A 23,670-nucleotide genomic window follows, 5' to 3' on the forward strand; every position below is an offset into this window, starting at 1 on the left:
GCCTGCTAACGCCCAGGCTGCCCCAACCACATACTTCAAGGAGTTCCCTCATGCACGCATTGAACGCAATCTCTTCCCGCGCCCTCGCCGGCCTGACCGGCCTGGCCCTGGCCGGCGGCATCGTCGCCGCCGCGTCTGCCACCCCGGCCGCCCAGGCCCTGCCGGCCCGCGACCTGGGCCCGGCCAACCCGACCGTCATCGGCCAGCAGTGCGCCAACCCGGGCGATACCGGCCAGACCGTCGACATCAAGCGCACCTACTTCGACGGCTCCGCCGGCACCTGGACCGTGTCCAACTACAACGACGAGCCGCTGCCGGTGACCCGCTCCATCAAGGAAACCAAGACCAAGACCTGGAACGTCTCGGCCGGCATCGACTTCAAGCTGCTGGATCTCATCAACATCAGCTTCTCCTCCAGCTACACCGACAGCCAGTCCTACGAGGTCGGCGAGCAGGTCGGCCCGTACAACATCGCCCCGGGCAAGACCGCGGTGCTCAAGGCCGGCTGGGTCGTCTCCGACTTCGAGGGCCAGAAGACCGTCTGCGGTTCCGACCACACCTGGCAGGCCAATGGCGGCAAGTTCACCGCCACCCTGCCGAAGGAACGTCACGTCCAGGTCTCCACCCGCGACAACACTGATTGGGGCGAGTAAGCATGGCGGGAAAGCGGTGCGCCGGACTCGCGGCGCTATGCCTGCCGGTGGTGGTGGCGCTGGGCTACCCGGCATCGGCGAGCGCGGTCTCCCCGGCGGCGGATTTCGAGCTGCCGCAGCGCTGGAACGATGACTACGCCCCGGGCTCGCACTGCGCGACGCCCGGCTTCACGGGCACCTACGTCACAGCGCAGCGGCGCTGGTTCAAGCAGACCGATGCCACCAGCGTGGCCAACAACACCGATGGCCCCGTGCCGGTCAGCCACACCGTGACCCAGGCGCGTACCCAGACCACCGAGGTCGGCGCCGGGGTTACCGGCGAGGGCGAGCTGGCCAAGGTGCTGACCCAGACCTACGGCTTCAACTACGTTTCTGAACAGCACTGGAAGCTGAAGCAGAAGGTCGGCCCGTACACCCTGCCGCCGCAGTCGCAGGGCCAGCTGGTCTGGGGCTTTACGATGCTCGACGTCGACGCCCAGGACGTGCGCTGCAGCACCGACCAGGTCTGGGAGCCGACCGGCAAGCCCTACCAGGCCAGCGCCCCGGAGGCGAAGTACTCCGAGCTGCGGCTGGGCGATGCCCCGGACTGGGGCTAGCGCTAGCTCAAGTCTTCGACCGGCAGCCAGCTGTAGCCGTAGGGGCCCAGATCGACCGGTCCCAGATCCACCGGATCGGCGGAGAAGTTGTGCAGACACAGCAGCCCGCCGCGCTGGAAGCCCAGGACCGCCTCGTGGCCGGTCTCGACTGCTTCGAACTCAGCCGTGCCCAGCTCGGGGTGGGCGTGCCGGGCGGCGATCATGCGGCGCACCGTGTGCAGCAGCGAATCCTCGTTGTTGGCCTGCGCGGCCACGGAGGCCCCGCCGACTACGGCCCAGCGCTGCGGGGTGCGGGTGCTGAAGCCGGCGTGCTCGGTCTCGTCCCACTGCATCGGGGTGCGCACGGCGTGGCGGTCGGGCAGGGCCGGGTTGTCCAGCATCCCAATCTCGTCGCCGTAGTAGATAAACGGGGCGCCGGGCAGGGTGAACAGGAGCGAAAACATCAGCTCCACCTTGCGGCGGTCGCCGCCCATCAGCGGCATCAGCCGGCGGGCGATGCCCAGGTGGGCCCGCATGGCATCGTCCGGCAGGTAGGCCGCGTACATCTGTTCGCGCACGGACTCGTCGACCATCTCCAGGGTCAGCTCGTCGTGGTTGCGCAGAAAGGTGCCCCACTGGCAGCCGTGGGGCAGGGATCCGAGTTCGTCCAGGATCTCGTAGACCGGGGTGGCCGAGTTCAGCGCCAGCGCCTGGTAGAGGCGCGGCATGACGGGGAAGTTGAAGACCATGTGGAAGCGGTTGCCGGCGCCGAAGAACTCGCGCGTTTCGGCCGGCGGCTGGTTGGCCTCGGCGATCATGACGGCGCCGGGGAACTCGGCATCGATAAGCGCGCGGATCTCCTCGATGAAGGCGATGGTCTCCGGCAGGGACTCACCGCCCAGCCCGTCGCGCTCGTAGAGGTAGGGGATGGCGTCTAAGCGGAAGCCGTCGATGCCCTTGCCCAGCCAGAAGCGGATGACGTTTTTGACCTCCTCGCGCACCGCCGGATTGTCGTAGTTGAGATCCGGCTGGTGGGAGTAGAAGCGGTGGAAGTAGTACTGTTCGCGCACCGGATCCCACGCCCAGTTGGACTCCTCGACGTCGGTGAAGATGACGCGGATTTCCGGGTAGCGGTTCGGGTCGTTGCCCCAGACGTAGTAGTCGCCGTAGGGCCCGTCCGGGTCCTGCCGGGAGGCCTGGAACCAGCGGTGATCGGAGGAGGTGTGGTTCAGCGCCAAGTCGGTGATGATACGCATGCCGCGGGCGTGGATGGCGGCGATGAGCTCCTCGACGTCGGCCATGCTGCCGTAGACCGGGTTGACCTCGTAGTAGTCGGCGATGTCGTAGCCGTCGTCGCGCAGCGGGGAGGCGTAGAAGGGTGGCAGCCACAGGCAATCGATGCCCAGCCACTGCAGATAGTCTAGCTTTTCCGTCACGCCACTCAGCGTGCCGATGCCATCTCCCTTGCCGTCCTTAAAGGCGTGCACCAGGGCTTGATAGAAAACGGCGTTGTGGTACCAGCTCATACTCGGTCTTTCTTTTGGGGAAGGGTGTTACGGGGCGCGGCGTTTCGGGGCGTCGTGTTTTGAGGCGCCGTGTTGTGGGCAGGGGTGCGCGGCTGCCCGCTCGGTCCGATCCGGGCCAGGTGCGCGCGCTTGGCACGGTAGATCCCGTACAGCGCTAGGCACAACACCCCGGCCAGAAGACCGGGCCAGAGGACCGGTTCGGGGCGGAAGAGGTTGACCACGGCCTGGATGAGAGCCAGGGCGGCGAAGAAGCCGCAAAACCCTAGAGCCGTGTCCCAGAGGAGGGCGTAGCGCATGCGGCGCCTAGCCCTTGACTCCGCCGGCGGTCAGGCCGGCGACGATCCGGTGCTGGAAGATTAGGACCATGATGATGAGCGGGATGGTCACCAGGGCGCCGGCGGCCATGGTGGCCGCGTACGGGTACTCGAAGGCCGAGGGCCCGGAGAAGCGCGCGATGGCCACGGTGACCGGTTCGGTGTCGGTGGAGGAGAGCTGGCGGGCCAGCATGAACTCGTTCCAGGTGGTGATGAACGCGATGATGGCCGTGGTAAACAGGGCCGGGGCGGCCAGGGGCAGCAGGATCTTGCGGAAGGCCTGCGCCTTGGTGGCGCCGTCGACGCGGGCGGCCTCCTCTAGCTCCCAGGGCAGCTGCCTAAAGAAGCTGAGCAGGGTGTAGATGGTCAGCGGGAGGGCGAAGGAGATGTTCGGGATGATCATGGCCCGGTAGGTACCGATCCAGTCCAGGTCCCCGAAGAGCTGGAAGAGCGGGGTGACCAGCGCGATGGCCGGGAACATGGAGGCCGCCAGGATGACGCCGGTGACGATCCCCTTGCCCGGGAACTCGTAGCGCGCCAGGGCGTAGGCGGTGAACACGCCCACCAGCACGGCCAGGGCGGTGGTGACCAGGGAGATGACCAGCGAGTTGGTCAGGGCGCCGAGGAAGTCGTTGCCCTTATCGGTGGCCAGGGCGTCCCGGAAGTTGTCCAGGGTCAGGTGGGTCGGCCACGGGGTCGTGTCAAAGGTGTGGTCCTTGTGCCGCAGGGCGGTCACGACCATCCAGTAGAAGGGGGCCAGCCCCCAGAAGATGATGAAGAGGATGCCGGCGAAGTGGCCCACGGCTCCCCAGGAGATGCGCGATTTCATTACTTGGCCTCCTTCGTGGACTTGGCAGAGGCGGGTACAGCAGAAGCAGGCACTGCCGATGCCCCGGCTTCCTCGCCCGCGGACTCACTCGGGCCTTTCTTGCCCCGAGACAGCCCTCGCCGTGCCTGGCGTTTGCGGGGCTCCCGGTCGGTGCCGGCGATGTTGGCGCCCAGGAAGCGGATGAGGATGAAGGCGACGAAGAAGATGAGCAGGAAGATCAGGGTCGACAGCGCGGAGGCGGAGTTGAAATTGCCCTGGCGCATGTCCTCGACGACCAGCTGGGAGATAGTGGCGGTCGGGGAGTTCGAGGAGCTGGAAATCATGATGACCGGCAGGTCGTACATGCGCAGCGCGTCGAGGGTGCGGAAGAGGATGGCCACCATCAGGGCCGGCCGGACCAGCGGTAGGGTGATCCGGGTAAAAATCTGGAGGCGGCTGGCGCCGTCTATGCGGGCGGCCTCGTAGACGTCCTTCGGGATCATCTGCAGGCCGGCGAGGATGAGCAGGGCCATGAACGGGGAGGTCTTCCACACATCGGCGATGATGACGGCCAGGCGGGCGTAGAAAGGGTCGGTAGTCCAGGCGATGTCGGTGCCGAGCAGCGAGTTGACCACGCCCTGCGGGGCGAACATGAACTGCCACAGCTTGGCGGTCACGGCGGTGGGGATGGCCCAGGGGATGAGGACGGCGGCGCGCACGAAGCCGCGGCCGCGGTAGTTGCCGTTCATGATAAGTGCCATGGCCATGCCCAGGATGGTCTCCAAAGTCACGGTCACGACGGTGAAAAACAGCGTGATCTGCACGGCCGGCCAGAAGTCGGTCGCGATAACCCCGGGTGGGCAGGTGGCAGCCACGCCGGACGGTGACATGCACTGGTTGGTGATCCAGTACAGGTAGTTGTCCAGCCCGGCGAACTGGCCCTCGACGAAGAGCCCGGTGGTCGGGTCGAGCTGCCGGTTACCCTTGAACGACAGGATGATGGCCCGGATGACCGGGTAGCCGATCACGATCGCCAGCACGATGATCGCGGGCGCGATGAGCCCGGCGGGCATCCAGGCCCGAGACTTGGGCGCGGGGCGGCGCCGGTGGGCGGTTTTCTCGGTCACGCGCATGGCCTTTCTGATGCTTGCTGTGGTGTTGTGTGCTTACCGCTGCTGTGCGGCGTGCAATGGTTTGCACCGAGGATGGCACTGATCATAACGCACGGCCCCGACGCAGCCTCGAAACTCACCGTGTTCATGCAAAAGCGAACGATGCCACCTCGCCGCACGGGAAGGGGCATCGTTCGCTAGATCGGTGTCCGGCCGGACCGGGGTGGGCCTTAGGCCGGGACGTTCTAGACCTGGAAGGTTTAGGCCTGGGAGGCTGACTCGATGGCGGCCTTCATGTCCTTGGTGGCGTCGTCAACGCTCTTGCCGTCGGTGATGGCGGCGTAGGCGTTGTCCTGGATTGCCTTGGAGATGGCGGAGTAGAACGGGGAGACCGGACGCGGGGAGGCGGCCTCCAGGGACTCCTTCAGGGCCGGCAGGTAGGGGAACTTCTCGATGAGCTCCGGGTCATCGTAGATCGCGGCCAGCACCGGCGGGAAGGAGGCTTCCGCGAAGGAGGTCTGGTTTTCCTCGTTGATGATGTACTCGATGAAGTCGCGGGCCGTGGCCTTGTACTCGGAGTTGATGTTGATGCCGTTGTTGTAGCCGCCCAGGGTGGACACGCCCACGCCGTCCTTGGCGACCAGCGGCTGGACCTCGAACTTGCCCTGGGTCTCCGGGGATTCCTCGGCGTTGGTGTACATGTACGGCCAGTTGATGGCGAAGGCGGACTTGCCCTCGGTGAACGCCAGGTTGGTCTCCTCCTCGGTGGCGGCGGTCGAGTCCGGGGAGATGGTGCCGTCCTCGTAGGCGTCGACCAGGGCCTGCAGCCCCTCCTTGGCCTCGGCGGAGTCGACGGTGATGGTGCCGTCGTCGGCCAGGACCTTGCCGCCCCAGCCCTCGATGAACCCGACGCTGTTGACGGTCAGACCCTCGTACTGCTTGAGCTGGGTGGTCAGGCAGTCGGTGTCGTCCTTGAGCGCCTCGCAGGCGGACTTGACGTCGTCGAAGGTGGAGACCTCCTCGGGGGCGAGCTCCGTGTTGCGGTAGAGCAGCTGGCCGTTGGTGTTCTGCGGCAGGGCGTAGAGGGTGTCGTTGTAGGTGGCGGACTCGACGGTGGCCGGCAGTAGGCCGTCGGTGTTGACAGCCAGGTCCTCGGTCAGCGGGGCGAGCCACTGGTTGGCGGCGAAGTCGGCGGTCCAGACGACGTCGAGTGCCATCACGTCGTAGTCGGAGTTGCCGGCCTGCAGGGACTGCACGAGGGTCTCCCGCTGGGCGTCGGCCTCACCGGCGAGCTCTTCGAGGGTGACTTTCTCCTCGGGGTGCTCCTCGTTCCACTTCTCGATGATGGGCTGGATCTTGTCCGTGTCGTTCTTGCCCATGGCGAAGGTGATGGGGCCACGGCCGTCGGTGTTTTCGGTGGAGGAGCCGTCGGCGTTGGAGCTGCCGGAGTCGGAGCTGCACGCGGAAAGCGCCAGGGCGAGGGCGGCGGTGCTGGCGATGACGCCGTTGCGCACGGCGCGCCGGGAAGGTGACTGCATCATAGTGATTTACCTTTCGGGAAACAGTAGGTGTATTCCAGGTTATATTCACCAACGTCCGGAAGAATAGTTTTTGGGGTTCTTGCCCCACGCCGGGGGTAGCGGGCCCGGCACCACTCTCGCCCACAGGGCAGGTGGGCCCGGCGGGTATTGTTTGGGTTATGACTGAGCGAAACGAAACTGAGCACAACGATGCCGTGCACAACAGCAGCGATCTGGACCTGGACCGCATCCGCGCCGCACTGTCCGGCCTTTACAGCACCGTTGACTACAAGGAACAGACGGGATCCACGAACACGGATCTGCTGGGGGCTAACGATGTCGCCGACGGCACCGTCCTCCTCGCCAACGAGCAGGTCAGCGGCAAGGGCCGCCTAGGCCGCAGCTGGGTTGCCCCGGCCGGCAAGCAGCTCATCTTCTCGGTCTTGCTGCTCCCGGATTCCCTCGAGCACCTGGGCACCCTACCCCTGGCGGGCGGACTGGCGGTGACCGACACCGTTGAGGGATCCGTCCTGAAGTGGCCGAACGATGTCCACATCGACGGCAACAAGCTCTGCGGAATCCTCGCCGAGGCCGGCCCGGTCGGCGCTGCCTTCAAGTCGGGCGGTTTCAAGACCGGCGAGTTCAAGGGCGGCGAGTTCAAGTCCGGCAAGGCCACCGGCGAGCTGAACAAGGCTGAGCTTAACAAGGCTGAGATCAACAAGGCCGAGCTGAACAAGGCCGAGGTCGCCCCTAAGACCGAGGCAGCCCCCAAAACCGAGGCCGGTGCCTCCCCGAGCGCCCGCGTCGTGCTGGGCATGGGCCTGAATGTCACCCTGACCCGGGAGGACCTGCCGATTGAGAAGGCGACATCGCTAGCGCTGGAGGGCCGCGACACGGACCGCACCCAGCTGGCGATTGACCTGCTGACCAACCTGCGCCGCCGCATCGCGCAGTGGCAGAACCAGGATCCGCAGCTGATGCGGGACTACCGCGCGGTGTGCTCGTCGATTGGCCAGGAGGTGCGCTTGGAGGCGCCGACGGGTGATGTGGAGGGCATCGTTGAGGGCGTTGCCGACGACGGCCGCATCAACGTCGGCGGCGAGTACTACTCGGCCGGCGACGTGACCCACCTGCGGCCGCAGCACTAGAAACCTCCACCGCCCCTTCGCCGCCGATGCCATCCCGGGTAAGCTTTAGGGCGCTATGGGATATATGACGATGGGGCCCGGTGAGGCCAAGCGGGTTGACGTGACCGCGCCTTTCCGCACGCTCGTCTTCCCGCTGCTGGAGCTCATCCTGATTACGGGGGTGTGCTGGATAGCCATCGGCTGGCTGGACGCGCAGGGGGCGGACCTGCGCCTGCGCAACGCGCTGGTCGTGCTGTGGGGCGCGCTCAGCGTGTGGCGCTTCGTGCTGCCGGTCATCCGTTCTCGCCGGAAGCGTTTCATCGTCACGGACCGGCGGGTTATCGCCCGGGCGGCCCGGCTGGGGGGCCGGCCGGATTCGATTCCGCTGCGCGACATCGTGGGGGCGCGGCGTCGCCGGGGCGGGATTTCGCTGGCGATCCGCGGCTACGACCAGGCGCTGTACTTCCCGGACGTGCCGAAGACCAAGAAGGTCGAGGCGGCCATCGGGGATCAGCTGCGAGCGCTGCGATCTCCCATCTGGCGCTAGCGGCCGGCTACTAGCTAATTGGGGTACCGTCATGCCCGGTTTCCTGGGGTGACGCGCGAGCCGCCGGCGCCGCGCTAGGATTGAAAACGTGAGTGAACAAGCTGGAAATCCCCAAGCCCATGCCCCCGGTATGCCAGCGGTCACCGTCATCGGTGACGGTCAGCTGGCGCGGATGATGCAGACCGCCGCCATCGAGCTGGGGCAGTCCCTGCGCCTGCTGGCGGGCAGCCCTGATTCGTCGGCCGCGCAGGTCTGCGCCGACGTGGTGGTGGGCGACTACACCGATTACGACGATCTGTTGCGGGCCGTCGAGGGCGCGGACGCGGTCACCTTCGACCACGAGCACGTCCCGAACAAGCACTTGGAGGCCCTCATCGAGGCCGGCTACAACGTGCAGCCGGTGCCGTCCGCCCTAGTCAACGCGCAGGACAAGCTCGTCATGCGCCGCCGCCTGCGGGAGCTCGGCGCCCCGGTCCCGGAGTTTGCCGAAATCACCAGCACCGACGATGCCGCCTCCTTCTGGTCCGCCACCTCCGGCCAGGTCTGCCTGAAGGCCCGCCGCGGCGGCTACGACGGCAAGGGTGTTTGGTTTCCTTCCACCGAGGAGGAGCTGGTCAACCTAGTCAGCGAGCTCCTCGACGCCGGCACCCCGCTGATGGCGGAGAAGAAGGTCGCCCTGACCCGCGAGCTTTCCGCCCTGGTGGCGCGCACCCCGTCGGGGCAGACCGCCTCCTGGCCGATCACCGAGTCGGTCCAGCGCGACGGCATCTGCTCCGAGGCGGTCGCCCCGGCCCCCGGGCTAAGCTCCGCCCTCGAGTCCCGCGCCTCCCAGCTGGGAGTCTTGGTCGCCGAGTCGCTCGGCGTTACCGGCGTCCTGGCGGTCGAGCTCTTCGCCTTTACCAACGATGCCGGCGAGGAGGATGTCGCCATCAACGAACTGGCGATGCGCCCCCACAACACCGGCCACTGGACCCAGGATGGCTGCGTGACCTCCCAGTTCGAGCAGCACCTGCGGGCCGTCCTCGACTACCCGCTCGGGTCGACCACCCCGACTGCCCCGGTCACCGTGATGGCCAACGTCCTGGGCGCCGAGGAGGATCCGGAGATGCCGATGGCCCAGCGCGCCGTCGAGGTCCACCGCCGCTTCCCGCAGGCCAAGATCCACCTCTACGGTAAGGGCCACCGTCCGGGCCGCAAGATTGGCCACGTTAACCTGACCGGCCAGGACGCGGAGCAGACCCGGCACGAAGCCCGCCTGGCGGCTGGCTTCCTGGTCAACGCTCGCTGGGACGACTAGGCCACCGGGGCTCGGCGGCTTCCCCGGGCCCCGCGTATCTTCACCCCAGCCCAGGACCTGACTCCAGAACCCAGCCTCAGCCTCAGAACCCGAAACCCACCGAAGGAGTGCCCTACAGCATGACTGCTACCCCAGAGAACACCCAGGCCCGCGTCGGCATCATCATGGGATCCGATTCCGACTGGCCCACCGTCGAACCGGCCGCCCAGGTGCTGGCCGATTTTGGCGTCCCCTTCGAGGTCGGCGTCGTCTCCGCCCACCGCACTCCGGAGAAGATGCTCGCTTACGCCAAGCAGGCCCACACCCGCGGATTGCAGGCCATCATCGCCTGTGCTGGTGGGGCGGCCCACTTGCCGGGCATGGTCGCTGCAGCCACCCCGCTGCCGGTCATCGGTATCCCGCGCGCCTTGAAGGATCTCGACGGGCTGGATTCCTTGCTGTCTATCGTCCAGATGCCGGGCGGGGTCCCGGTCGCCACCGTCTCCATCGGAGGCGCCAAGAACGCCGGCCTCCTGGCGGTTCGGATCCTGGGCGCGGGCGATCCCCAGCTGATCGAGAAGATGAGCAAATACCAGCAGGACATGGCAGATTCCGTGGAGGAAAAGGACACAAACCTCCGCCGGAAACTGCTGGGTGACTAGCACGGATCTCACTGACCTAGCCGCGGGCAGGATCCACTACCGATATTCACAGCTGGTATGCACTACCAGTATCCGCTACCGGCATTCACTACCGTTTTAACTAGGCCACTTTAACTAGCGGCCGCGGTTTGCCGTCGGAGCTTATATCCGGCGGCCTCTTGGGCGGCGACTGATTCATTGCATTCGACGTCGCTACTTCCAGGTCTGACGAACCCGACCCTTCCACTTCTCGGATCCCTGGCCGCGTGGCCCATGTTTCCTCTGCCATCTTGTCTGTCGTTGTTGTTGACGTGATGGGAGCGGCATAACAAGGTCAGATTGTGTATGTCTGTGACCCCGCCGTAGTACCAGGCCTGCAGATGGTGGACATCGCAAGCATTGGCGGCCCGGTCGCACCCGGGGTGGGAACACACCAGCTCGGAGGCAATCAGCGCCAGCTTCTGCATGAAGCTCGCCGTCCGCTTCGAGCGCCCCAATGCCAGCGGCTGGAAGTCCTCGCAGTCCATGATGCAGAGGTAATCACTAGCCGCGGCCCCGAGCCGGATAATGTCCAGCGGGGTCAGCGAGTGCCCGGTGTTGGTCGGCAGCAGGGAATCCGCCTTGAGGTTCTCGAAATCATCGACCGTGCCGGAGATGATGATCGAGCCCAGGCCGGGGTGCTCCTTCTCGCGCGAGCCGAGGTACTCCTGCAGAATTGCGGTGAACTGGTCCGCCATCCGCTGACGGTAGTTACGCTTGTCTTCCTCCGGCGGCAGGTCCGGGGTGCCCGGACGCGTGGCGGGCGCAAACGCCTGGCTCATCAGCGCTGCGGTGGCGCCGTCCAGGTAACCGCTCACGTGCACGCCACCGTCGGCGTCCGCGGGGCTGAACTCCAAATGACGCTTGCGGGTGGCGGCAAACCGGTCCCGGTTGCCGAAGGGATCCCGGCTGCGAGCATTCGCCGCACGGACCTCGCGGCGCAGCCACTGGGCGAAGTCCTTGAGGTTCCGCTTCTTCGCCTCGTCGATGGCCTTGTTACGCAGTTCGTTCGGCCCCGGGGTGGCGTGGGCGTTGAGGTGCTTGAGCTCGCGGTCAATGATGGCCAGGTAGCGGCCACGGAGAGCTTCCTTCTCCCGCAGCTTGCGCTGCGCCTCGGCGCGGGCCTGTTCCTCGCGCTCCCTGCGGAGACGCGCCTCTTCCTCGGCCTTCCTGCGGCGCTCCTCGGCCTGCTTCCGACGTTCTTCTGCTGCCTTCGCATCCTCCGTGGAATCCCCAGTTTCCCCAGTTTCCCCAGTTTCCCCAGAATCTGCAGCATCCTCCAGCGGGTCCTTTAGCGGCGGCTCCGATAGGGGAGCGGTCCCGAAGATGGTCTGCCCGTTGCGGAGCCGGTCCTTCGCCTCCCCGTAGGACAGCCCCAGCCGGTTCATTAGGTAGTCCATCACCCGCGTGGAGTTGACGTGGCGGCCAGCGTCGTCGCGTTCGGCGATGAACGCAAAGGCGGCATCGATAGTGGTGATGGTGCCGGAGAGGGCAGCGAGCTTCTCGAAATAAGGGTAGATCTCACCAAAGTACACCGAGTCCACCTCCGTGACAGCGGCGTGCAGGCGTGAGTATGCCTGTTCGATTTCGGCTACGCATTCGGCAATAGATTGAGTTGCTTTGGTCATGACCTTCACCCCCTTGAGGTGCTCGAACCTTTGTTCATTACGCCTTCAATCCTATTCATCCAACCACCTCACGCAACCCCCTCAAACAAAACTTTGTTCTAGATGGTTACATTGTTAGTAAAACGGGGGTAACCTCTGACAGAAATAGGTATATCCGGCGCCGAACAGGGCGGTCAATACCCTCAAGTATCCTAATTCTTATGTTCAAAGACGACGGCGGAAAAGCCTCCCGGCGACCAACGCTTGATCCGACGGCCCCCATCGTCGTCCTTGGCTCGCGCACCACCGCCGGTCGCCCCGAACTGCTGCTCCGCGCCCGCCTCGCCACCGCTGCCCGCCTCTCCCAAGCGCACCCCGACGCCCCCATCGTGGTCAGCGGGCACGGGGAAGCGCTACCGATGCACAACTACCTCACCGCTCAAGGCATCAATCCGGAGCGCATCCTCCTGGAGCCCCTGGCAACCAGCACGAACGAAAACCTCGAAAACTCCGCACGCTTGCTGTCCCCGGGCTCAACGATGACCGTCGTCACCAGCAACTTCCACATCTTGCGCACCCGACTCTGGGCCTGGCACCTCAAAATTCCCATCCACACGGTCGCCGCCCCGACTCCGCACGGCCACAAACTACATAACTATGCCCGCGAGCTCGCCGCGACGCCGCATTCCGCGCTGCGCATCGCTTGGCGACGCCTCCGGCACCGCCTCGAGGGCCGCCCCGACTAATCCTGAACGGGTCCAAACAGCCCCCTAAACAGTCCCCCAAAAACTAGGCCTCAGAACCCGCGCCCGAACTTTCGCGCCGGCGCCCACCGCGACGACGGCCCCCGCGGCGTCCGCCCCGACGTCGCTTATTTCGCGCGCCAGAGCCAGACCCAGCGCCAGAGCCAGCTTCAGACCGAGACCCAGACCTAGAACCAGACCGAGACCCAGACCTAGAACCAGACCTAGAACCAGCACCAGAGCCACCAGTACCCCGCGTGGCCGACTCGGGCAGGCGCGACGCCGCCCGCTTGTGGGCGTCCTTCGCGGCTTCCTGCAGGGCCTTATCGATGCCCTCCGCCAGGGTGTCGCGGACCTCCTTCTGCCGGTAGGCGATGGCGCGCAGCCCCATGATGGCGATCTTGTCGGCGGCGCGGTTGAGCGGGTCGCCGGAGTGGCCCATGACGCGCCGGAAGGTGATGCGGCGCTGCCCCTGGTTGTCCTTCCAGGCCTGCTGGAAGCGGGAGAGCGCGCCCGGATGGATGCCGCGCCAGCGCTTGCCGAGCTTGCCCTCGCCGGTGATGTAATCGACGGCGCGCAGTGCGGCCTGGCTGTCGCTTTCGATGAGGACGTCGGTGGCATCGGTGCGCGCCAAGTACTTCAGGGCGAGGGTGAGGGCCTCGAGCTCTAGCTCATCCGTGGAGGCCTTCGTCCGGCGGGTGAGCAGCTGGTAGTCGCCGTTGCTGGCGACGAAACACGACGCGCCCTTGATGTTGGTGTCGGAGGAGGCATCGGTGGCGATGCGGGTGGGGGTGGCATCGTTAGCGTTAGAAAAGTCGGAGAACTGCGGCCACCAGTGGGCCTCCGTGGCGGGCGGGGGAGTGGGCTTGCGCTTGGGGGACTGCCCGTTGCGCTTGCCTTCGCGCTTAGCCTTGGTCTCCTCGACGGTGCGCAGCTTGCTGGCCCGCGGGCAGGCGCGGTTGTATTCGGAGAAACTACCCGTGACCAGGTAGCCCTGCTTCTCCAGCTCCAGGCGCAGTGCCCCGCGGCGGCGGCCGACGTTGCACCAGACCTTCTTCTTGGCGCCGTTGAAGCTGCGGATGCCGCTGATTGCGTCATTGAGGTCGCGCATCACCGGCCCCACGGTGTCTTCCTCCGTGGTCCGCCCGGTGCGCACGAAGCGCGGGCCGGGCTTGGCATCCACGGCGATGACCCACCCGTTGAGCTTGCCCTCCGCGGCGGATTTCCAGGGGACGTCCCACATGGCGATGGCCACGTGCACCGGCGCGTTGTGCATCTGCGGGGTGACCTTTCGCGATCGGTAAGTACGTGATTCTGTACCTACCAACGCGGCGAGATCGACGGGTTCCATGCCTACTAGTAAACCGTACCGGCATCCGGGACCGTTCCCCGGGGTACCCACGATGCCCGCGGGGCTAGGCGGGTGGGGTTCGCCTTTACATATTGTTCAACAACCCCCTAAGATGATGCACATCACAAACCCGTGTGACCTATATCGCGGAGGGAAAGCAATGAGTGCACAGACACCCGAATCCACTTCTCACGCCGGCTCTAACCCAGGCCGAGGCTCCAACCAGGGCCCCGCCCACAGCAACCAGAGCGCCAGCCCGGCCGACAACCAGGGCCCCGCCCAGGCCGCAGGCACCGCCCAACCGGCTGCCGATGCCGCAGCCTCCCCCTCGGGCGCCAAGAAGAAGTCTCCGGCCTCGAAGGGGATCGGCGCCATGGCCGGCGCCATGTTCCTCATGGCGACCTCCGCCATCGGCCCGGGCTTTTTGACCCAGACCTCCGTCTTCACCGTCCAGATGGGCGCGGCCTTCGCGTTCGCTATTGCGGTGTCGATCCTCGTGGACATCGCTATCCAGCTCAACGTCTGGCGCGTGCTGTGCGTGTCCGGCATGCGCGCCAACACCTTGGCCAACACGGTCCTGCCGGGGCTCGGCTGGGTGCTGGCCGCCTTCGTCTTTTTCGGCGGCTTGGTCTTTAACATCGGCAATATCGCCGGCGCCGGCCTGGGCATGAACGCCATGCTGGGCCTGGACGCCCGCTGGGGCGGCCTCATCGCCTCCGCCATCGCCATCTTCATCTTCCTGTCCAAGCGCGCTGGCATGGCCCTGGACCGGCTAGTGGCCGCGCTTGGCGCCATCATGATCCTGCTCATGCTCTACGTCGCGATCGTCTCCCAGCCCCCGCTGGGCGAGGCCCTGAAAAACACCCTGGCCCCGGAGACCATCGACCCGTTTGTCATCACCACCATCATCGGCGGCACCGTGGGCGGCTATATCACCTTCGCCGGCGCGCACCGCCTGATTGACACCGGCTATTCCGGCGTGGAGAACGTCAAGAGCATCACCTACACCTCGGTCTCCGGCATCATCATCACCGGCATCATGCGCGTGCTACTCTTCCTGGCCGTCCTGGGCGTGGTGGCCACCGGCGTGACCCTGTCCGAGGACAACACTGCTGCCGATGCCTTCCAGCACGCCGCCGGCGAATTCGGCCTCCGCGCTTTCGGTGTGGTCCTATTCGCGGCCGGTCTGTCCTCGGTCATCGGCGCGGCCTATACCTCCGTGTCCTTCGTGACCTCGCAGCAGTCCAGCGACAAAACCCGTAACTTCGCCACCGTCGCCTTCATCGCCGTTTGCGCCGTGGCCTTCGTAGTCCTGAATTCCGCCCCGCAGACCCTGCTGATCTTCGCCGGCGCCATCAACGGTCTCATCCTGCCCATTGGCTTCGCCATCGTGATGTGGGTGGCTTGGTGCCGCCGCGACCTGCTGCAGGGTTACAAGTACCCGACCTGGCTGCTGGTCCTGGGCGTCCTCGCCTGGTTCCTGACCATCTTCATCGGCGTGATGGCCTTCAGCGGCATCGCCGCCCTCTGGTCCTAGGCCTCAGAACAGGGAACGCCGGACCGGAACAACCAGCGTCAAGGAAAACAACTAAGGAAGGCCGCCCCATGGCATGGGATCGCACCCAGCAACTTAACCCGAACTCGACCCCGGCCCAGGTGCGCGCCTTCGCCCGCCACCACCCGCTGCCGACGACCTCGGGGCTGGCCCGCGGCTATATGCAGGCCAACCTGCTGGCTGTGCCCCAAGAATACGCCTTCGACTTCCTGCTGTTTGCCCAGCGCAACCCCAAGGCGTGCCCCATCGTGGGCGTGCTGGAGGCCGGCCAGCACTCCTCGGACTTGCTTGCCGGCGGGGACATCCGCACCGACATCCCGGGCTACCGCGTCTTTGTAAACGGCGAGCTGACGCAGGAGACTGCCGATGCCACCTCCTTCTACACCCCGGACATGGTCAGCTTCCTCATCGGCTGTTCCTTCACCTTCGAGACCGCACTGCTGGACAACGGCGTGGAAATCCCCCACATCGCCCAGGGCAAGAACGTGGCTATGTACCGCACGAATATCGCCACCACCCCGGCCGGGGTTTTCAGCGGGCCGCTGGTGGTCTCCATGCGTCCCATCAAGGCCTCCCAGGTAGCCGATGCCGTGCGGATTACCTCGCGCTATCCCGGCGTCCACGGGGCGCCGGTGCACGTGGGGGATCCGGCGGCGATTGGCATCGATAGCCTGGACGAGCCCGATTTCGGCGAGGCCATCGACGTGCCGGCCGGCTACATCCCGGTCTTCTGGGCCTGCGGGGTTACGCCGCAGGCGGTGGTGATGAACTCTGCGCCCAGCCTGGCCATTACCCACGCGCCGGGGCAGATGCTGGTCACCGACGCCCGCGACCTGGGCTACCAGGTGCCCTAAACCGCGGCTTTAAACCACAGCTAAAATCTTGTCGCAGGTCGCGCGCAGCGTCGCGTGGGAGAGATCGGCGGCCGCGCGGCGCTCGCCGCGGGCGATAAGGCCTGCGAGCTCCACGTTGCCGTCGATGTGATCGGCGTGCAGCAGCGGGTAGCGGGGGATGACCAACAGGAAGGTTAGGCGCATGCGCGCGAGCAGGTTGCCCATCTGCTCGTCCAGCGTGGGCGAGCCGAGCGCAGCCACCAGCGCCCTGTGGAAGCGCTGGTTGATGTTGGAGACCTCTTGGTGCTCGCCGCGGGCGGCGGAAGCGCGGGCGGACTCGGTTAGCTCGACCAGCGCCGCGGCGTCGGAAAAGTCGCCCCAGAGCACTCCGGAGGGCTCGATGGCGGCGCGGGCGCGAAAAAGATCCTGGATATAGGCGCGGTCCGGGGTGGCGATGAAGACCCCGCGGTTGGGGATGCGCTCCACCAGCCGCTCCGCGGTCAGCCGGGCGAAGGCCTCGCGCAGGGTATTGCGGGAGCACTCGAAGCGCGCGGCCACCTTGACCTCGCTGAGCTGCTGGCCCGGCTGGTACTCGCCCCGGGAGATGGCGTCCCGAAGGCCCGCCGCGACGGTCTGAGAAAGCATGCGTAACACTCTAGTGCCGCGCCCCGGCTTACAGGGCACTTTGGCCAAACCAGCTTGCCGGTGCCGCCTCCAAGCCGAAAGCAGCACCTGCGCGCGCCGGGGTAACGCGGCGGGGTAGGCGGTTAGTTGATGGTGGCGATGACGTCGTCGGGGCTAACGCGCTCGCCGGCGTCGACCTTGATGGAGATCGTGCCGGCGTTGGGCGCCTTGACGGCGGATTCCATCTTCATGGCCTCGATGGTAGCGATAGCGTCTCCCTCGGCGACCTCGGCGCCGTCCTCGACCTTCCACTCGACCAGGTTGGCCTCGAACGGGGCGGTCACGGCCCCGGCGGAGCCGGCCTTGGCCTCGCCGCCGGCGGGGGCGGCGGAGCTAGTGGCCCCGGCGGGCGCCTGGAAGAACTCGACGGGCAGGCCGATGTTCATCAGCTTGCCGTCGACCTCGATGGCCATGGTTCGGCGCTGCGTGTAGATGGCTTCCACCTGCTCGGTCTGGTGCCCGGCGGACGGGCGGTAGTTGTGGTCCACCCAGTCGGTGTAGAGCCCCAGCTCGTCGCCAGTCAGCGCCGGGTTGTTGACCATGTCGCGGTGGAAGGGCAGCACGGTGCGCACACCGGAGACCGTAAACTCCTGTAGCGCCTGCTGGGCGCGGCGCAGGGCCACCTGGCGGTTAGGCCCCCAGACCACCAGCTTGGCAATCAGGGAGTCGTAGTACGGCGGCACGATGGATCCGGTCCGCACGGCGGCGTCGACGCGGATGCCGGGGCCCGTCGGCGGCTCGAAGGCCACGATGGTGCCCGGGCAGGGGGCAAAGCCGTTGAGGATGTCCTCGGCGTTGATGCGGAATTCGAAGGCGTGGCCGTGGGATTCCGGATCCTCTGCGATGGAGATCTCCTCGCCGGCGGCGATCCGGAACTGTTCGGCGATGATGTCCACGCCGGTCACGGCCTCGGTGACGGGATGCTCGACCTGGACGCGGGTGTTGACCTCCAGGAAGGAGATGGTGCCGTCCTCGGAGACGATGAACTCCACGGTGCCGGCGCCGGTGTAGCCGACCTTCTGGCAGATTGCGCGGGAGCCCTCGATGATGCCCTGGTACTGCTTCTCGGTCAGGTTCGGGGCCGGGGCCTCTTCGATGAGCTTCTGGAAGCGGCGCTGCGTGGAGCAGTCGCGGGTGCCCAGCACGCGCACGTTGCCGTGGGTATCCGCCAGCACCTGGGCCTCCACGTGGCGCGGGTGGACCAGGAACTTCTCCACGAAGCACTCGGCGCGGCCGAAGGCCTCCATGGCCTCGCGGCCGGCGGAGTTGAACGCGCCCTCGATCTCTTCCATGGTGTCCACGACCTTCAGGCCACGCCCGCCGCCACCGTAGGCGGCCTTGATGGCGATCGGCAGGCCGTGCTCCTCGGCGAAGGCGCGGGCCTCCTGCCAGTCGCCGATGGGATCGGAGGTGCCCGGGGCCAGCGGGGCGCCGACCTCCTCTGCCACGCGGCGGGCGGCGATCTTGTCGCCCAGCAGGTCGATGGCGTCCGGGTCCGGGCCGATCCAGGTCAGGCCGGCGGCGCTGACGGTGCGGGCGAACTCGGAGTTTTCCGACAGGAAGCCGTAGCCCGGGTGGATGGCGTCCGCGCCGGCGCGCACGGCGATGTCCAGCAGCGCCGGGATGTTCATGTAGGTCTCGCCGGCGGAGTTGCCCGGCAGGGCGTAGGCCTCGTCGGCCACCACGGTGTGCAGGGCGCCGGCGTCGGCCTCGGAGTAAACGGCGATGGAGCGGATGCCCAGGTCGCGGGCGACGCGGGCGATGCGCACGGCGATCTCGCCGCGGTTAGCAATAAGTACAGCAGAAATGGCCATGGTTAGTTGACTCCTGAGACTAGTTCGAAGCGGACCCGGGCCCCGGGCGGGAGCTGGGCGGCAATATCAATATCTTCTTCCAAGACGGTGGCGACGACGGGGTAGCCGCCGGTCACGGCGTGATCCCGCAGGAAGACCACGGGCTTGCCGTTGGGCGGGATCTGCACGCTGCCGGCCACCATGCCCTCCGAGGGCAGCTCGCCGTCGACGACGCGTTCGATGGTGGCATCCCCAGCCAGACGCAGGCCGACACGGTTCGAGTCCGAGGTGACGGTCCACTCGGTGTCCAGGAACTGCTGGACGTTCTCGCCGAACCAGTCGTCGCGCGGTCCCAGCGCGCAGCGCAGCACGCCGGTGGTGGTGCCGTTGTCATCGCGCACGCGCAGCGGGTTGGCCAGCTGGGCGTCGGTCATGGCGTTCGAGCGCGGCAGCACGCCGATGACCTCGCCGGCACGCACCGGGTCCGGGCCCAGCCCGGAGAGCACGTCCGTGGCGGACGAGCCCAGCTCCGTGTCAGCGATGATGCCGCCGCGGATGGCGATGTAGGAGCGCATGCCGGTAATCGCCGGGCTGACGGTCAGGGTGGTGCCGGCGGTGACCAGGATGGGGCGGGCCAACTGCAGCGGGTATTCGCCCACGCGCACCACGGCGGTTGCGCCGGTGACGCAGATGACCGTGTCGGTCAGCGCCTTGAGCTTGATGCCGCCGATGTTTTCCAGCACCGTCGCATTGCGCGGGTTGCCCACCGCGATGTTGGCGGTGGCGGCCGCCGCGCGGTCCGCCGCGCCGGAGGGGGTAACGCCCAGGTCGCCGCGGCCCGGCCGGCCGAGGTCCTGGTACAGGGTCAGCAGGCCGGCGTCCTCGACCTCCATGCGGGGCAGGCGCGCCGGGGACTTCTTGGCTCCGTCGTGGTCGCGGGTCAGCTCGGGCAGCTCGCGCACCGCGTTGTAGCGCACCCGGTCGCCGGGCTGGACCAGCGCCGGCGGCTCCGCGTGAGACTCCCACATCGGGGTGTTCGTGGTGCCGATGAGCTGCCAGCCGCCGGGGGAAACGCGCGGGTAGACCGCGGAGAAATCGCCTGCGATGCCCACCGCGCCTGCCGGCACGGCCGTACGCGGGTCGGGGCGGCGCGGCATGGCCTTGGCCTGGGCCGGGTCCTCCGGCGCGCAGTAGGTGAACCCGGGCGCGAAGCCGCCGAAGGCGGCGGTCCAGGTGGTGGAAGTGTGCCAGTCGATGAGCGCTTGCTCCGACATGCCAAGCAACTCCGCGGCGTCGGCCAGGTCCTCGCCGTCGTAGCGCACGTCGATGTCCACGGTGCGCGGCTCGCGCCGGCCCGCCTTCGTGGGCTGGAACTCGGCCAGCTGCTCGGCGGCGAGCTCGGCCGCGCGCGGGGCGTCGAAGGTGACCAGCAAGGTGGTGGCGGCGGCGATACAGTCGACCTGGTGCGGCAGCGGGTGCTCGGACAGCTCCGCGTGCCAGCTCATGACCTGGTCGAGCCCGTCCAAGTCGATGAGCATCGCGCGCGTGCCGACCGGGTGGATGGTGGGGTTAGACATCGAGGAAGCTCCGAATCTCCACGCCTTCGCGGCCCAGCAGGTCCACCACGCCGCGCAGCAGCTCGACGGCGCCGGGGGAGTCGCCGTGGGTGCACACGGACTGGGCATCGACGGCCAGCTCGGTGCCGTCGTAGGCGGTGATAGAGCCGGTGCGGGCTACCTGCAGGACGCGGGCGGCCACGGCCTGTGGGTCGTGCATGACCGCGTGGGACTCGCGCCGGGAGACCAGCGTGCCGTCGGCGTTGTAGTTGCGGTCGGCGAAGGCCTCGCGCACCACCGTCAGGCCCTGGTCCTCGGCCATGTCCACGGCCACGCCGCCGGGCAGCAGCATCAGCGGCAGGTCGCCGAAGGCGCGTACGCCGTCGATGACCGCTTGGGCCTGGGCCTGGTCGTGCACGATGGTGTTGTAGAGCGCCCCGTGCGGCTTGACGTAGCGCACCCGGGTGCCGGCCGCGCGTGCCAGGGCCTCCAGCGCGCCGATCTGGTAAGTAATCTCATCGGCCAGCTCCGCCGGGGCGTAGTTGATGAAGCGACGGCCGAAACCGGCGGCATCGTTATAGCCCAGGTGCGCGCCAATGACCACGTCGGCGCGGGCCGCGGCCTGGACCGTCTGCGCGATTGAGTGCGGGTCCCCGGCGTGGAAGCCGGTAGCCACGTTGGCGGAGGAGACCAGCTCCAGCATGGCCGCGTCATCGGCCACGGGGTTGCCGGCGGTCGTCTCACCCAAATCTGCGTTGAGATCAATAACAAGCGAAGACATCAACACCATCCCTAAAATTGTTGAACAATCTGATGGATCTAGTGTAGCGCGCGTCACGTCGATTTGTGAATGGGGTTACGTTTGGCGGATTCCCCGGCTACCCCCACAGCCGCGGCGGGCTAAGATCGGAAAGATTTTGTTCTTAGAGGAAGGACCTGCGCAATGGGTTTCGGGAAAGCGCTTCTGGGCATAGGCGGGGTGGCCATCGCCGCGGTCGCCGGGGTGGCCATCATAGGCGGCGGGGAGGAACAGACCACCGTCAACCGCGTCATCGACGGCGACACCATCGACGTGCACACCGCCGACGGTGACAAGCGCGTGCGGCTGCTCAACATCGACACCCCGGAGCTCGCCCGTGACGGCCGCCCCGCCGACTGCCTGGCGGAGGCCGCCCGGGATTTCCTGGCCGATCTCCTGCCCGCCGGCACCGCCGTGCGCCTGGAATACGACGTCGAGCACCAGGACAAGTACGGCCGTGATCTGGCCGGCGTCTTCCTGGATGACGAGCTGGTCAACGCGCGCATCGCGGAGGAAGGCCTGGCCGCGGCCATGGTGGTCGGTGAGAACCGGAAATTCTACCCGCCCGTCCAGGAGGCTGTCGATGCCGCCCAGCGGGCCCGCCGCGGCATCTTCGACGTGGGTCCCGAGTGCTTCGCCACCGACGGTGGTCCCGCGGCCACCGCGCTGAGCTCGTCCCCGACCACGACCTATGGTTCCAGCGACGAGGTGGCTGCCATCGACAAGCTACTGGCCGGCACCGCCGCCCGCCGCGCCGATCTAGACGCCATCGAGGGCGGCGGCCACAACGCCTTCTACGGCACCTACCTGGTCGATCGCCTCAACACCATACTGGCCGAACGTCGTGCCGAACTCGACGAGGCCGAGGAGCACCTCCACGACGAGCGCGCCGACGCGGTCGAGAAAGCCGAGCGCGACAAAAAACGGCAGGAAGAAGCCAGCCGCCCGACCGGTGACCCCGCCAGCCCCGACAGCGCCGATTACCCCGCGCTGGCTAACCCTGCCCCGGCTAACCCCAACCCGGCTAACGATGCCCCCGCCGCACCAGCTCCCGCCGCGCCCGCGCCGGATACCTACACCGGCTGCCGCGCCTACGGCGGAAACTACGCGCTGACCTCCGTGGACAACCAGGGTCGGCCGTACGCCAAGATCGATTGCTCGACCAAGGTGCAGATTGGCTAGGGGCTTCTAGGTGAAGAGACCGGCGACCTGGGTGATGCACAGGTAGACGAACGCGACGGAGATGACAGCCATCAGGGTGTTGACAATCCAGCCGTTGCGCCAGCGCTTCGGCGTGAGCTTCGTGTTGAGCAGCACTAGGAGGGTCAGCCCCAAAAACGGCATGAATAACGCGCCGAGGACCCCGTAGGTGATGATGAGGCCGGTGGGCTTGCCCAGCAGTAAAAGCAGCATGGGCGGGAAGGTCAGCCAGACCAGGTAGGCGCGGTAGTACTTGCCGCCGGTCTTGGTGGAAGGATCATCCTGCGGTAGCTTCTTGAGGTGGCCGATGTAGTCGGCAAACATCAGGGACACCCCGTTCCATACACCCAGGCAAGACGAGAACGCGGCGGCGAAGAAGCCGACGATGAAGCCCTTGGACAGCACGGTCCCGTAGCGGGCCTCCAACACGTCGGCCATGTCGACCAGGCCCTCGTCGTTGTCCGCTACCGCCACATTGGCGCTGTAGAGAAGTTCCGCGCCGAGCACCAGCATGGCCAGCACGAAAATACCGGTGACGAGGTAGGCCACCGAGTTGTCGAGGCGCATGACCTTCATCCACTTCGGGGTGTACCACTTCTTCTCCCGCAGCCAGTAGCCGTAGGCAGCCAGGGTAATAGTGCCGCCCACGCCGCCGGCGATGGAGAGCACGTAGACGAAAGACCCGTCCGGGACGGTGGGGACCAGCCCCGCGATAATCCCGGGCAGGTTAGGCGCGGTAATCGCGGCAACACCCACGACGGTGACGAACATGATGCCCACCAGAACCGCGGAGATCCTCTCGAAGAGCTGGTAGCGGCCCAGCCACGTCAGTGCGAAACAGACCAGCCCGGTGCCGATGGCCCACATGTTCAGGCTCGTGCCGGGGAAGAGGGCGGACAGCGCCAAGCCGGTACCGGACATCGCCGCGGCCCCGTAGACCAGCCCCCAGATCACGATGTACGGCGCGAAGTACCAGGCTGTCCACGGCCCTAGCTCCCGCCAGCCGTGGAAGATAGTATTCCCCGTGGCCAGGCTGTATCGGCCTACCCCTTCCACGAGCACGATCTTCATGAACGTGCCCAGAATGACCGCCCACAGCAGCGCAAAGCCGTAGCGCTGGCCTGCAATCATCGTGGCCACCATGTCCGCCGCGCCCACGCCAGTGGCCGCCGCCACCAGGCCAGGCCCCACCAGGGTCCAGCGAACCTTCTGTTGTCCCTCATCAGCGGCGGCACCAGCAACCGGCGAGCTACCGGACGCACAAACCGGACGAGCAGCAGGGTCAGATCCCATGACGCACTCCTTCACGGGCGACACTAGGAGGAACAGTGATGGAAGTCACTGTACCCCGATGTGCCGTGCGTCACGTTAGTTTTCGGAAGAAAGTTAATCTCTTCCTCCGATTCGGTGG

General features: G+C 66.7%; 22 protein-coding genes. 10 read left to right on the forward strand and 12 right to left on the reverse strand.

Translation table 11 applies throughout. The features are described 5' to 3' along the window. Window positions 1–50: 50 nt before the first annotated feature. Window positions 51–653, forward strand: coding sequence for a hypothetical protein (locus HMPREF3067_RS08335; RefSeq protein WP_070769253.1), 603 nt, complete (start codon window positions 51–53; stop codon window positions 651–653). A 2-nt stretch (window positions 654–655) separates the two neighbouring features. Continuing rightward, complete coding sequence (locus tag HMPREF3067_RS08340) at window positions 656–1,249, forward strand: hypothetical protein (RefSeq protein WP_070769254.1); 594 nt, start codon at window positions 656–658, stop codon at window positions 1,247–1,249. 2 nt (window positions 1,250–1,251) lie between these two features. Here HMPREF3067_RS08340 and treS read toward each other — a convergent pair whose 3' ends face one another. The 5 genes from treS to HMPREF3067_RS08365 form a co-directional block, all read right to left on the reverse strand. Then, window positions 1,252–2,754 carry a maltose alpha-D-glucosyltransferase gene (gene treS, locus HMPREF3067_RS08345; protein ID WP_070769255.1) on the reverse strand — a complete coding sequence of 501 codons (1,503 nt, stop codon included), beginning with the start codon at window positions 2,752–2,754 and terminating at the stop codon, window positions 1,252–1,254. Beyond that, on the reverse strand, window positions 2,751–3,050 hold the full coding sequence (locus tag HMPREF3067_RS08350) for a hypothetical protein (protein WP_070769256.1): 300 nt from the start codon (window positions 3,048–3,050) through the stop codon (window positions 2,751–2,753). The genes treS and HMPREF3067_RS08350 overlap by 4 nt, the downstream gene beginning before the upstream one ends. 7 nt (window positions 3,051–3,057) lie before the next feature. After that, the gene (locus HMPREF3067_RS08355) at window positions 3,058–3,897 is read right to left on the reverse strand and encodes a carbohydrate ABC transporter permease (protein ID WP_070769257.1); all 840 of its coding nucleotides are present in this window, start codon (window positions 3,895–3,897) and stop codon (window positions 3,058–3,060) included. Then, window positions 3,897–4,949 (reverse strand): carbohydrate ABC transporter permease, encoded by a 1,053-nt coding sequence (locus HMPREF3067_RS08360; RefSeq protein WP_141759373.1) that lies wholly within the window; start codon window positions 4,947–4,949, stop codon window positions 3,897–3,899. The genes HMPREF3067_RS08355 and HMPREF3067_RS08360 overlap by 1 nt, the downstream gene beginning before the upstream one ends. A gap of 299 nt (window positions 4,950–5,248) precedes the next feature. Then, entirely contained in the window at window positions 5,249–6,526 is a 1,278-nt protein-coding gene (locus HMPREF3067_RS08365; RefSeq protein ID WP_070769298.1) for an ABC transporter substrate-binding protein, read from the reverse strand. Window positions 6,527–6,687: 161 nt separating this feature from the next. Between HMPREF3067_RS08365 and HMPREF3067_RS08370 the strand changes: the two genes are divergently transcribed. The 4 genes from HMPREF3067_RS08370 to purE all read left to right on the forward strand — a co-directional run bounded on the left by HMPREF3067_RS08370 (window position 6,688) and on the right by purE (window position 10,120). Next, window positions 6,688–7,656 carry a biotin--[acetyl-CoA-carboxylase] ligase gene (locus tag HMPREF3067_RS08370; RefSeq protein WP_070769258.1) on the forward strand — a complete coding sequence of 323 codons (969 nt, stop codon included), beginning with the start codon at window positions 6,688–6,690 and terminating at the stop codon, window positions 7,654–7,656. Window positions 7,657–7,711: 55 nt separating this feature from the next. Then, a complete protein-coding gene (locus HMPREF3067_RS08375) occupies window positions 7,712–8,182 on the forward strand; it encodes a hypothetical protein (RefSeq protein ID WP_070769259.1) in 471 nt (156 codons plus the stop codon). A gap of 88 nt (window positions 8,183–8,270) precedes the next feature. Then, window positions 8,271–9,479: a 5-(carboxyamino)imidazole ribonucleotide synthase gene (locus HMPREF3067_RS08380; protein ID WP_083319227.1), complete on the forward strand. Its 1,209-nt coding sequence runs from the start codon at window positions 8,271–8,273 to the stop codon at window positions 9,477–9,479. A 119-nt stretch (window positions 9,480–9,598) separates the two neighbouring features. After that, window positions 9,599–10,120 carry a 5-(carboxyamino)imidazole ribonucleotide mutase gene (gene purE, locus HMPREF3067_RS08385; RefSeq protein WP_070769261.1) on the forward strand — a complete coding sequence of 174 codons (522 nt, stop codon included), beginning with the start codon at window positions 9,599–9,601 and terminating at the stop codon, window positions 10,118–10,120. Between the two features lie 110 nt (window positions 10,121–10,230). On the opposite strand, the gene HMPREF3067_RS08390 is transcribed toward purE, so the two are convergent. Continuing rightward, the gene (locus HMPREF3067_RS08390) at window positions 10,231–11,766 is read right to left on the reverse strand and encodes an HNH endonuclease signature motif containing protein (RefSeq protein WP_070769299.1); all 1,536 of its coding nucleotides are present in this window, start codon (window positions 11,764–11,766) and stop codon (window positions 10,231–10,233) included. Between the two features lie 200 nt (window positions 11,767–11,966). Here HMPREF3067_RS08390 and HMPREF3067_RS08395 point away from each other — a divergent pair, with 200 nt between their 5' ends. After that, entirely contained in the window at window positions 11,967–12,491 is a 525-nt protein-coding gene (locus HMPREF3067_RS08395; protein ID WP_070769262.1) for a YdcF family protein, read from the forward strand. A gap of 43 nt (window positions 12,492–12,534) precedes the next feature. On the opposite strand, the gene HMPREF3067_RS08400 is transcribed toward HMPREF3067_RS08395, so the two are convergent. Continuing rightward, window positions 12,535–13,839, reverse strand: coding sequence for an RNase H family protein (locus tag HMPREF3067_RS08400; RefSeq protein ID WP_083319228.1), 1,305 nt, complete (start codon window positions 13,837–13,839; stop codon window positions 12,535–12,537). Between the two features lie 373 nt (window positions 13,840–14,212). Between HMPREF3067_RS08400 and HMPREF3067_RS08405 the strand changes: the two genes are divergently transcribed. Further along, window positions 14,213–15,376, forward strand: coding sequence for an NRAMP family divalent metal transporter (locus HMPREF3067_RS08405; protein WP_070769300.1), 1,164 nt, complete (start codon window positions 14,213–14,215; stop codon window positions 15,374–15,376). A gap of 68 nt (window positions 15,377–15,444) precedes the next feature. Next, complete coding sequence (locus HMPREF3067_RS08410; protein WP_070769264.1) at window positions 15,445–16,248, forward strand: putative hydro-lyase; 804 nt, start codon at window positions 15,445–15,447, stop codon at window positions 16,246–16,248. Window positions 16,249–16,257: 9 nt separating this feature from the next. Here the strand turns inward: HMPREF3067_RS08410 and HMPREF3067_RS08415 are convergent, their stop codons facing one another. The 4 genes from HMPREF3067_RS08415 to HMPREF3067_RS08430 form a co-directional block, all read right to left on the reverse strand. Then, complete coding sequence (locus HMPREF3067_RS08415; protein ID WP_070769265.1) at window positions 16,258–16,872, reverse strand: GntR family transcriptional regulator; 615 nt, start codon at window positions 16,870–16,872, stop codon at window positions 16,258–16,260. Between the two features lie 122 nt (window positions 16,873–16,994). Beyond that, entirely contained in the window at window positions 16,995–18,725 is a 1,731-nt protein-coding gene (locus HMPREF3067_RS08420) for an acetyl-CoA carboxylase biotin carboxylase subunit (RefSeq protein WP_070769266.1), read from the reverse strand. Between the two features lie 2 nt (window positions 18,726–18,727). After that, entirely contained in the window at window positions 18,728–20,281 is a 1,554-nt protein-coding gene (locus tag HMPREF3067_RS08425) for a 5-oxoprolinase subunit B/C family protein (protein WP_070769267.1), read from the reverse strand. Beyond that, window positions 20,274–21,041 (reverse strand): LamB/YcsF family protein, encoded by a 768-nt coding sequence (locus tag HMPREF3067_RS08430; RefSeq protein WP_070769268.1) that lies wholly within the window; start codon window positions 21,039–21,041, stop codon window positions 20,274–20,276. Before HMPREF3067_RS08430 ends, HMPREF3067_RS08425 begins: the two co-directional genes overlap by 8 nt. Before the next feature lie 162 nt (window positions 21,042–21,203). Between HMPREF3067_RS08430 and HMPREF3067_RS08435 the strand changes: the two genes are divergently transcribed. Next, window positions 21,204–22,241 carry a thermonuclease family protein gene (locus tag HMPREF3067_RS08435; protein WP_070769269.1) on the forward strand — a complete coding sequence of 346 codons (1,038 nt, stop codon included), beginning with the start codon at window positions 21,204–21,206 and terminating at the stop codon, window positions 22,239–22,241. 6 nt (window positions 22,242–22,247) lie between these two features. On the opposite strand, the gene HMPREF3067_RS08440 is transcribed toward HMPREF3067_RS08435, so the two are convergent. Then, window positions 22,248–23,552 (reverse strand): Nramp family divalent metal transporter, encoded by a 1,305-nt coding sequence (locus HMPREF3067_RS08440; protein ID WP_083319230.1) that lies wholly within the window; start codon window positions 23,550–23,552, stop codon window positions 22,248–22,250. Between the last annotated feature and the right edge of the window lie 118 nt (window positions 23,553–23,670).

This window comes from Corynebacterium sp. HMSC04H06 (assembly GCF_001815935.1).
Classification (GTDB): Bacteria; Actinomycetota; Actinomycetes; order Mycobacteriales; family Mycobacteriaceae; genus Corynebacterium.

Coding starts and splice junctions, on each gene's coding strand:
- HMPREF3067_RS08425 (WP_070769267.1), bottom strand. CDS start 20,281: ATGTCTAACCCCACCATCCACCCGGTCGGCACGCGCGCGATGCTCATC.
- HMPREF3067_RS08415 (WP_070769265.1), bottom strand. CDS start 16,872: ATGCTTTCTCAGACCGTCGCGGCGGGCCTTCGGGACGCCATCTCCCGG.
- HMPREF3067_RS08440 (WP_083319230.1), bottom strand. CDS start 23,552: ATGGGATCTGACCCTGCTGCTCGTCCGGTTTGTGCGTCCGGTAGCTCG.
- treS (WP_070769255.1), bottom strand. CDS start 2,754: ATGAGCTGGTACCACAACGCCGTTTTCTATCAAGCCCTGGTGCACGCC.
- HMPREF3067_RS08420 (WP_070769266.1), bottom strand. CDS start 18,725: ATGGCCATTTCTGCTGTACTTATTGCTAACCGCGGCGAGATCGCCGTG.
- HMPREF3067_RS08360 (WP_141759373.1), bottom strand. CDS start 4,949: ATGCCCGCCGGGCTCATCGCGCCCGCGATCATCGTGCTGGCGATCGTG.
- HMPREF3067_RS08410 (WP_070769264.1), top strand. CDS start 15,445: ATGGCATGGGATCGCACCCAGCAACTTAACCCGAACTCGACCCCGGCC.
- purE (WP_070769261.1), top strand. CDS start 9,599: ATGACTGCTACCCCAGAGAACACCCAGGCCCGCGTCGGCATCATCATG.
- HMPREF3067_RS08395 (WP_070769262.1), top strand. CDS start 11,967: ATGTTCAAAGACGACGGCGGAAAAGCCTCCCGGCGACCAACGCTTGAT.
- HMPREF3067_RS08430 (WP_070769268.1), bottom strand. CDS start 21,041: ATGTCTTCGCTTGTTATTGATCTCAACGCAGATTTGGGTGAGACGACC.
- HMPREF3067_RS08355 (WP_070769257.1), bottom strand. CDS start 3,897: ATGAAATCGCGCATCTCCTGGGGAGCCGTGGGCCACTTCGCCGGCATC.
- HMPREF3067_RS08340 (WP_070769254.1), top strand. CDS start 656: ATGGCGGGAAAGCGGTGCGCCGGACTCGCGGCGCTATGCCTGCCGGTG.
- HMPREF3067_RS08365 (WP_070769298.1), bottom strand. CDS start 6,526: ATGCAGTCACCTTCCCGGCGCGCCGTGCGCAACGGCGTCATCGCCAGC.
- HMPREF3067_RS08435 (WP_070769269.1), top strand. CDS start 21,204: ATGGGTTTCGGGAAAGCGCTTCTGGGCATAGGCGGGGTGGCCATCGCC.
- HMPREF3067_RS08390 (WP_070769299.1), bottom strand. CDS start 11,766: ATGACCAAAGCAACTCAATCTATTGCCGAATGCGTAGCCGAAATCGAA.
- HMPREF3067_RS08405 (WP_070769300.1), top strand. CDS start 14,213: ATGGCCGGCGCCATGTTCCTCATGGCGACCTCCGCCATCGGCCCGGGC.
- HMPREF3067_RS08335 (WP_070769253.1), top strand. CDS start 51: ATGCACGCATTGAACGCAATCTCTTCCCGCGCCCTCGCCGGCCTGACC.
- HMPREF3067_RS08350 (WP_070769256.1), bottom strand. CDS start 3,050: ATGCGCTACGCCCTCCTCTGGGACACGGCTCTAGGGTTTTGCGGCTTC.
- HMPREF3067_RS08370 (WP_070769258.1), top strand. CDS start 6,688: ATGACTGAGCGAAACGAAACTGAGCACAACGATGCCGTGCACAACAGC.
- HMPREF3067_RS08400 (WP_083319228.1), bottom strand. CDS start 13,839: ATGGAACCCGTCGATCTCGCCGCGTTGGTAGGTACAGAATCACGTACT.
- HMPREF3067_RS08375 (WP_070769259.1), top strand. CDS start 7,712: ATGGGATATATGACGATGGGGCCCGGTGAGGCCAAGCGGGTTGACGTG.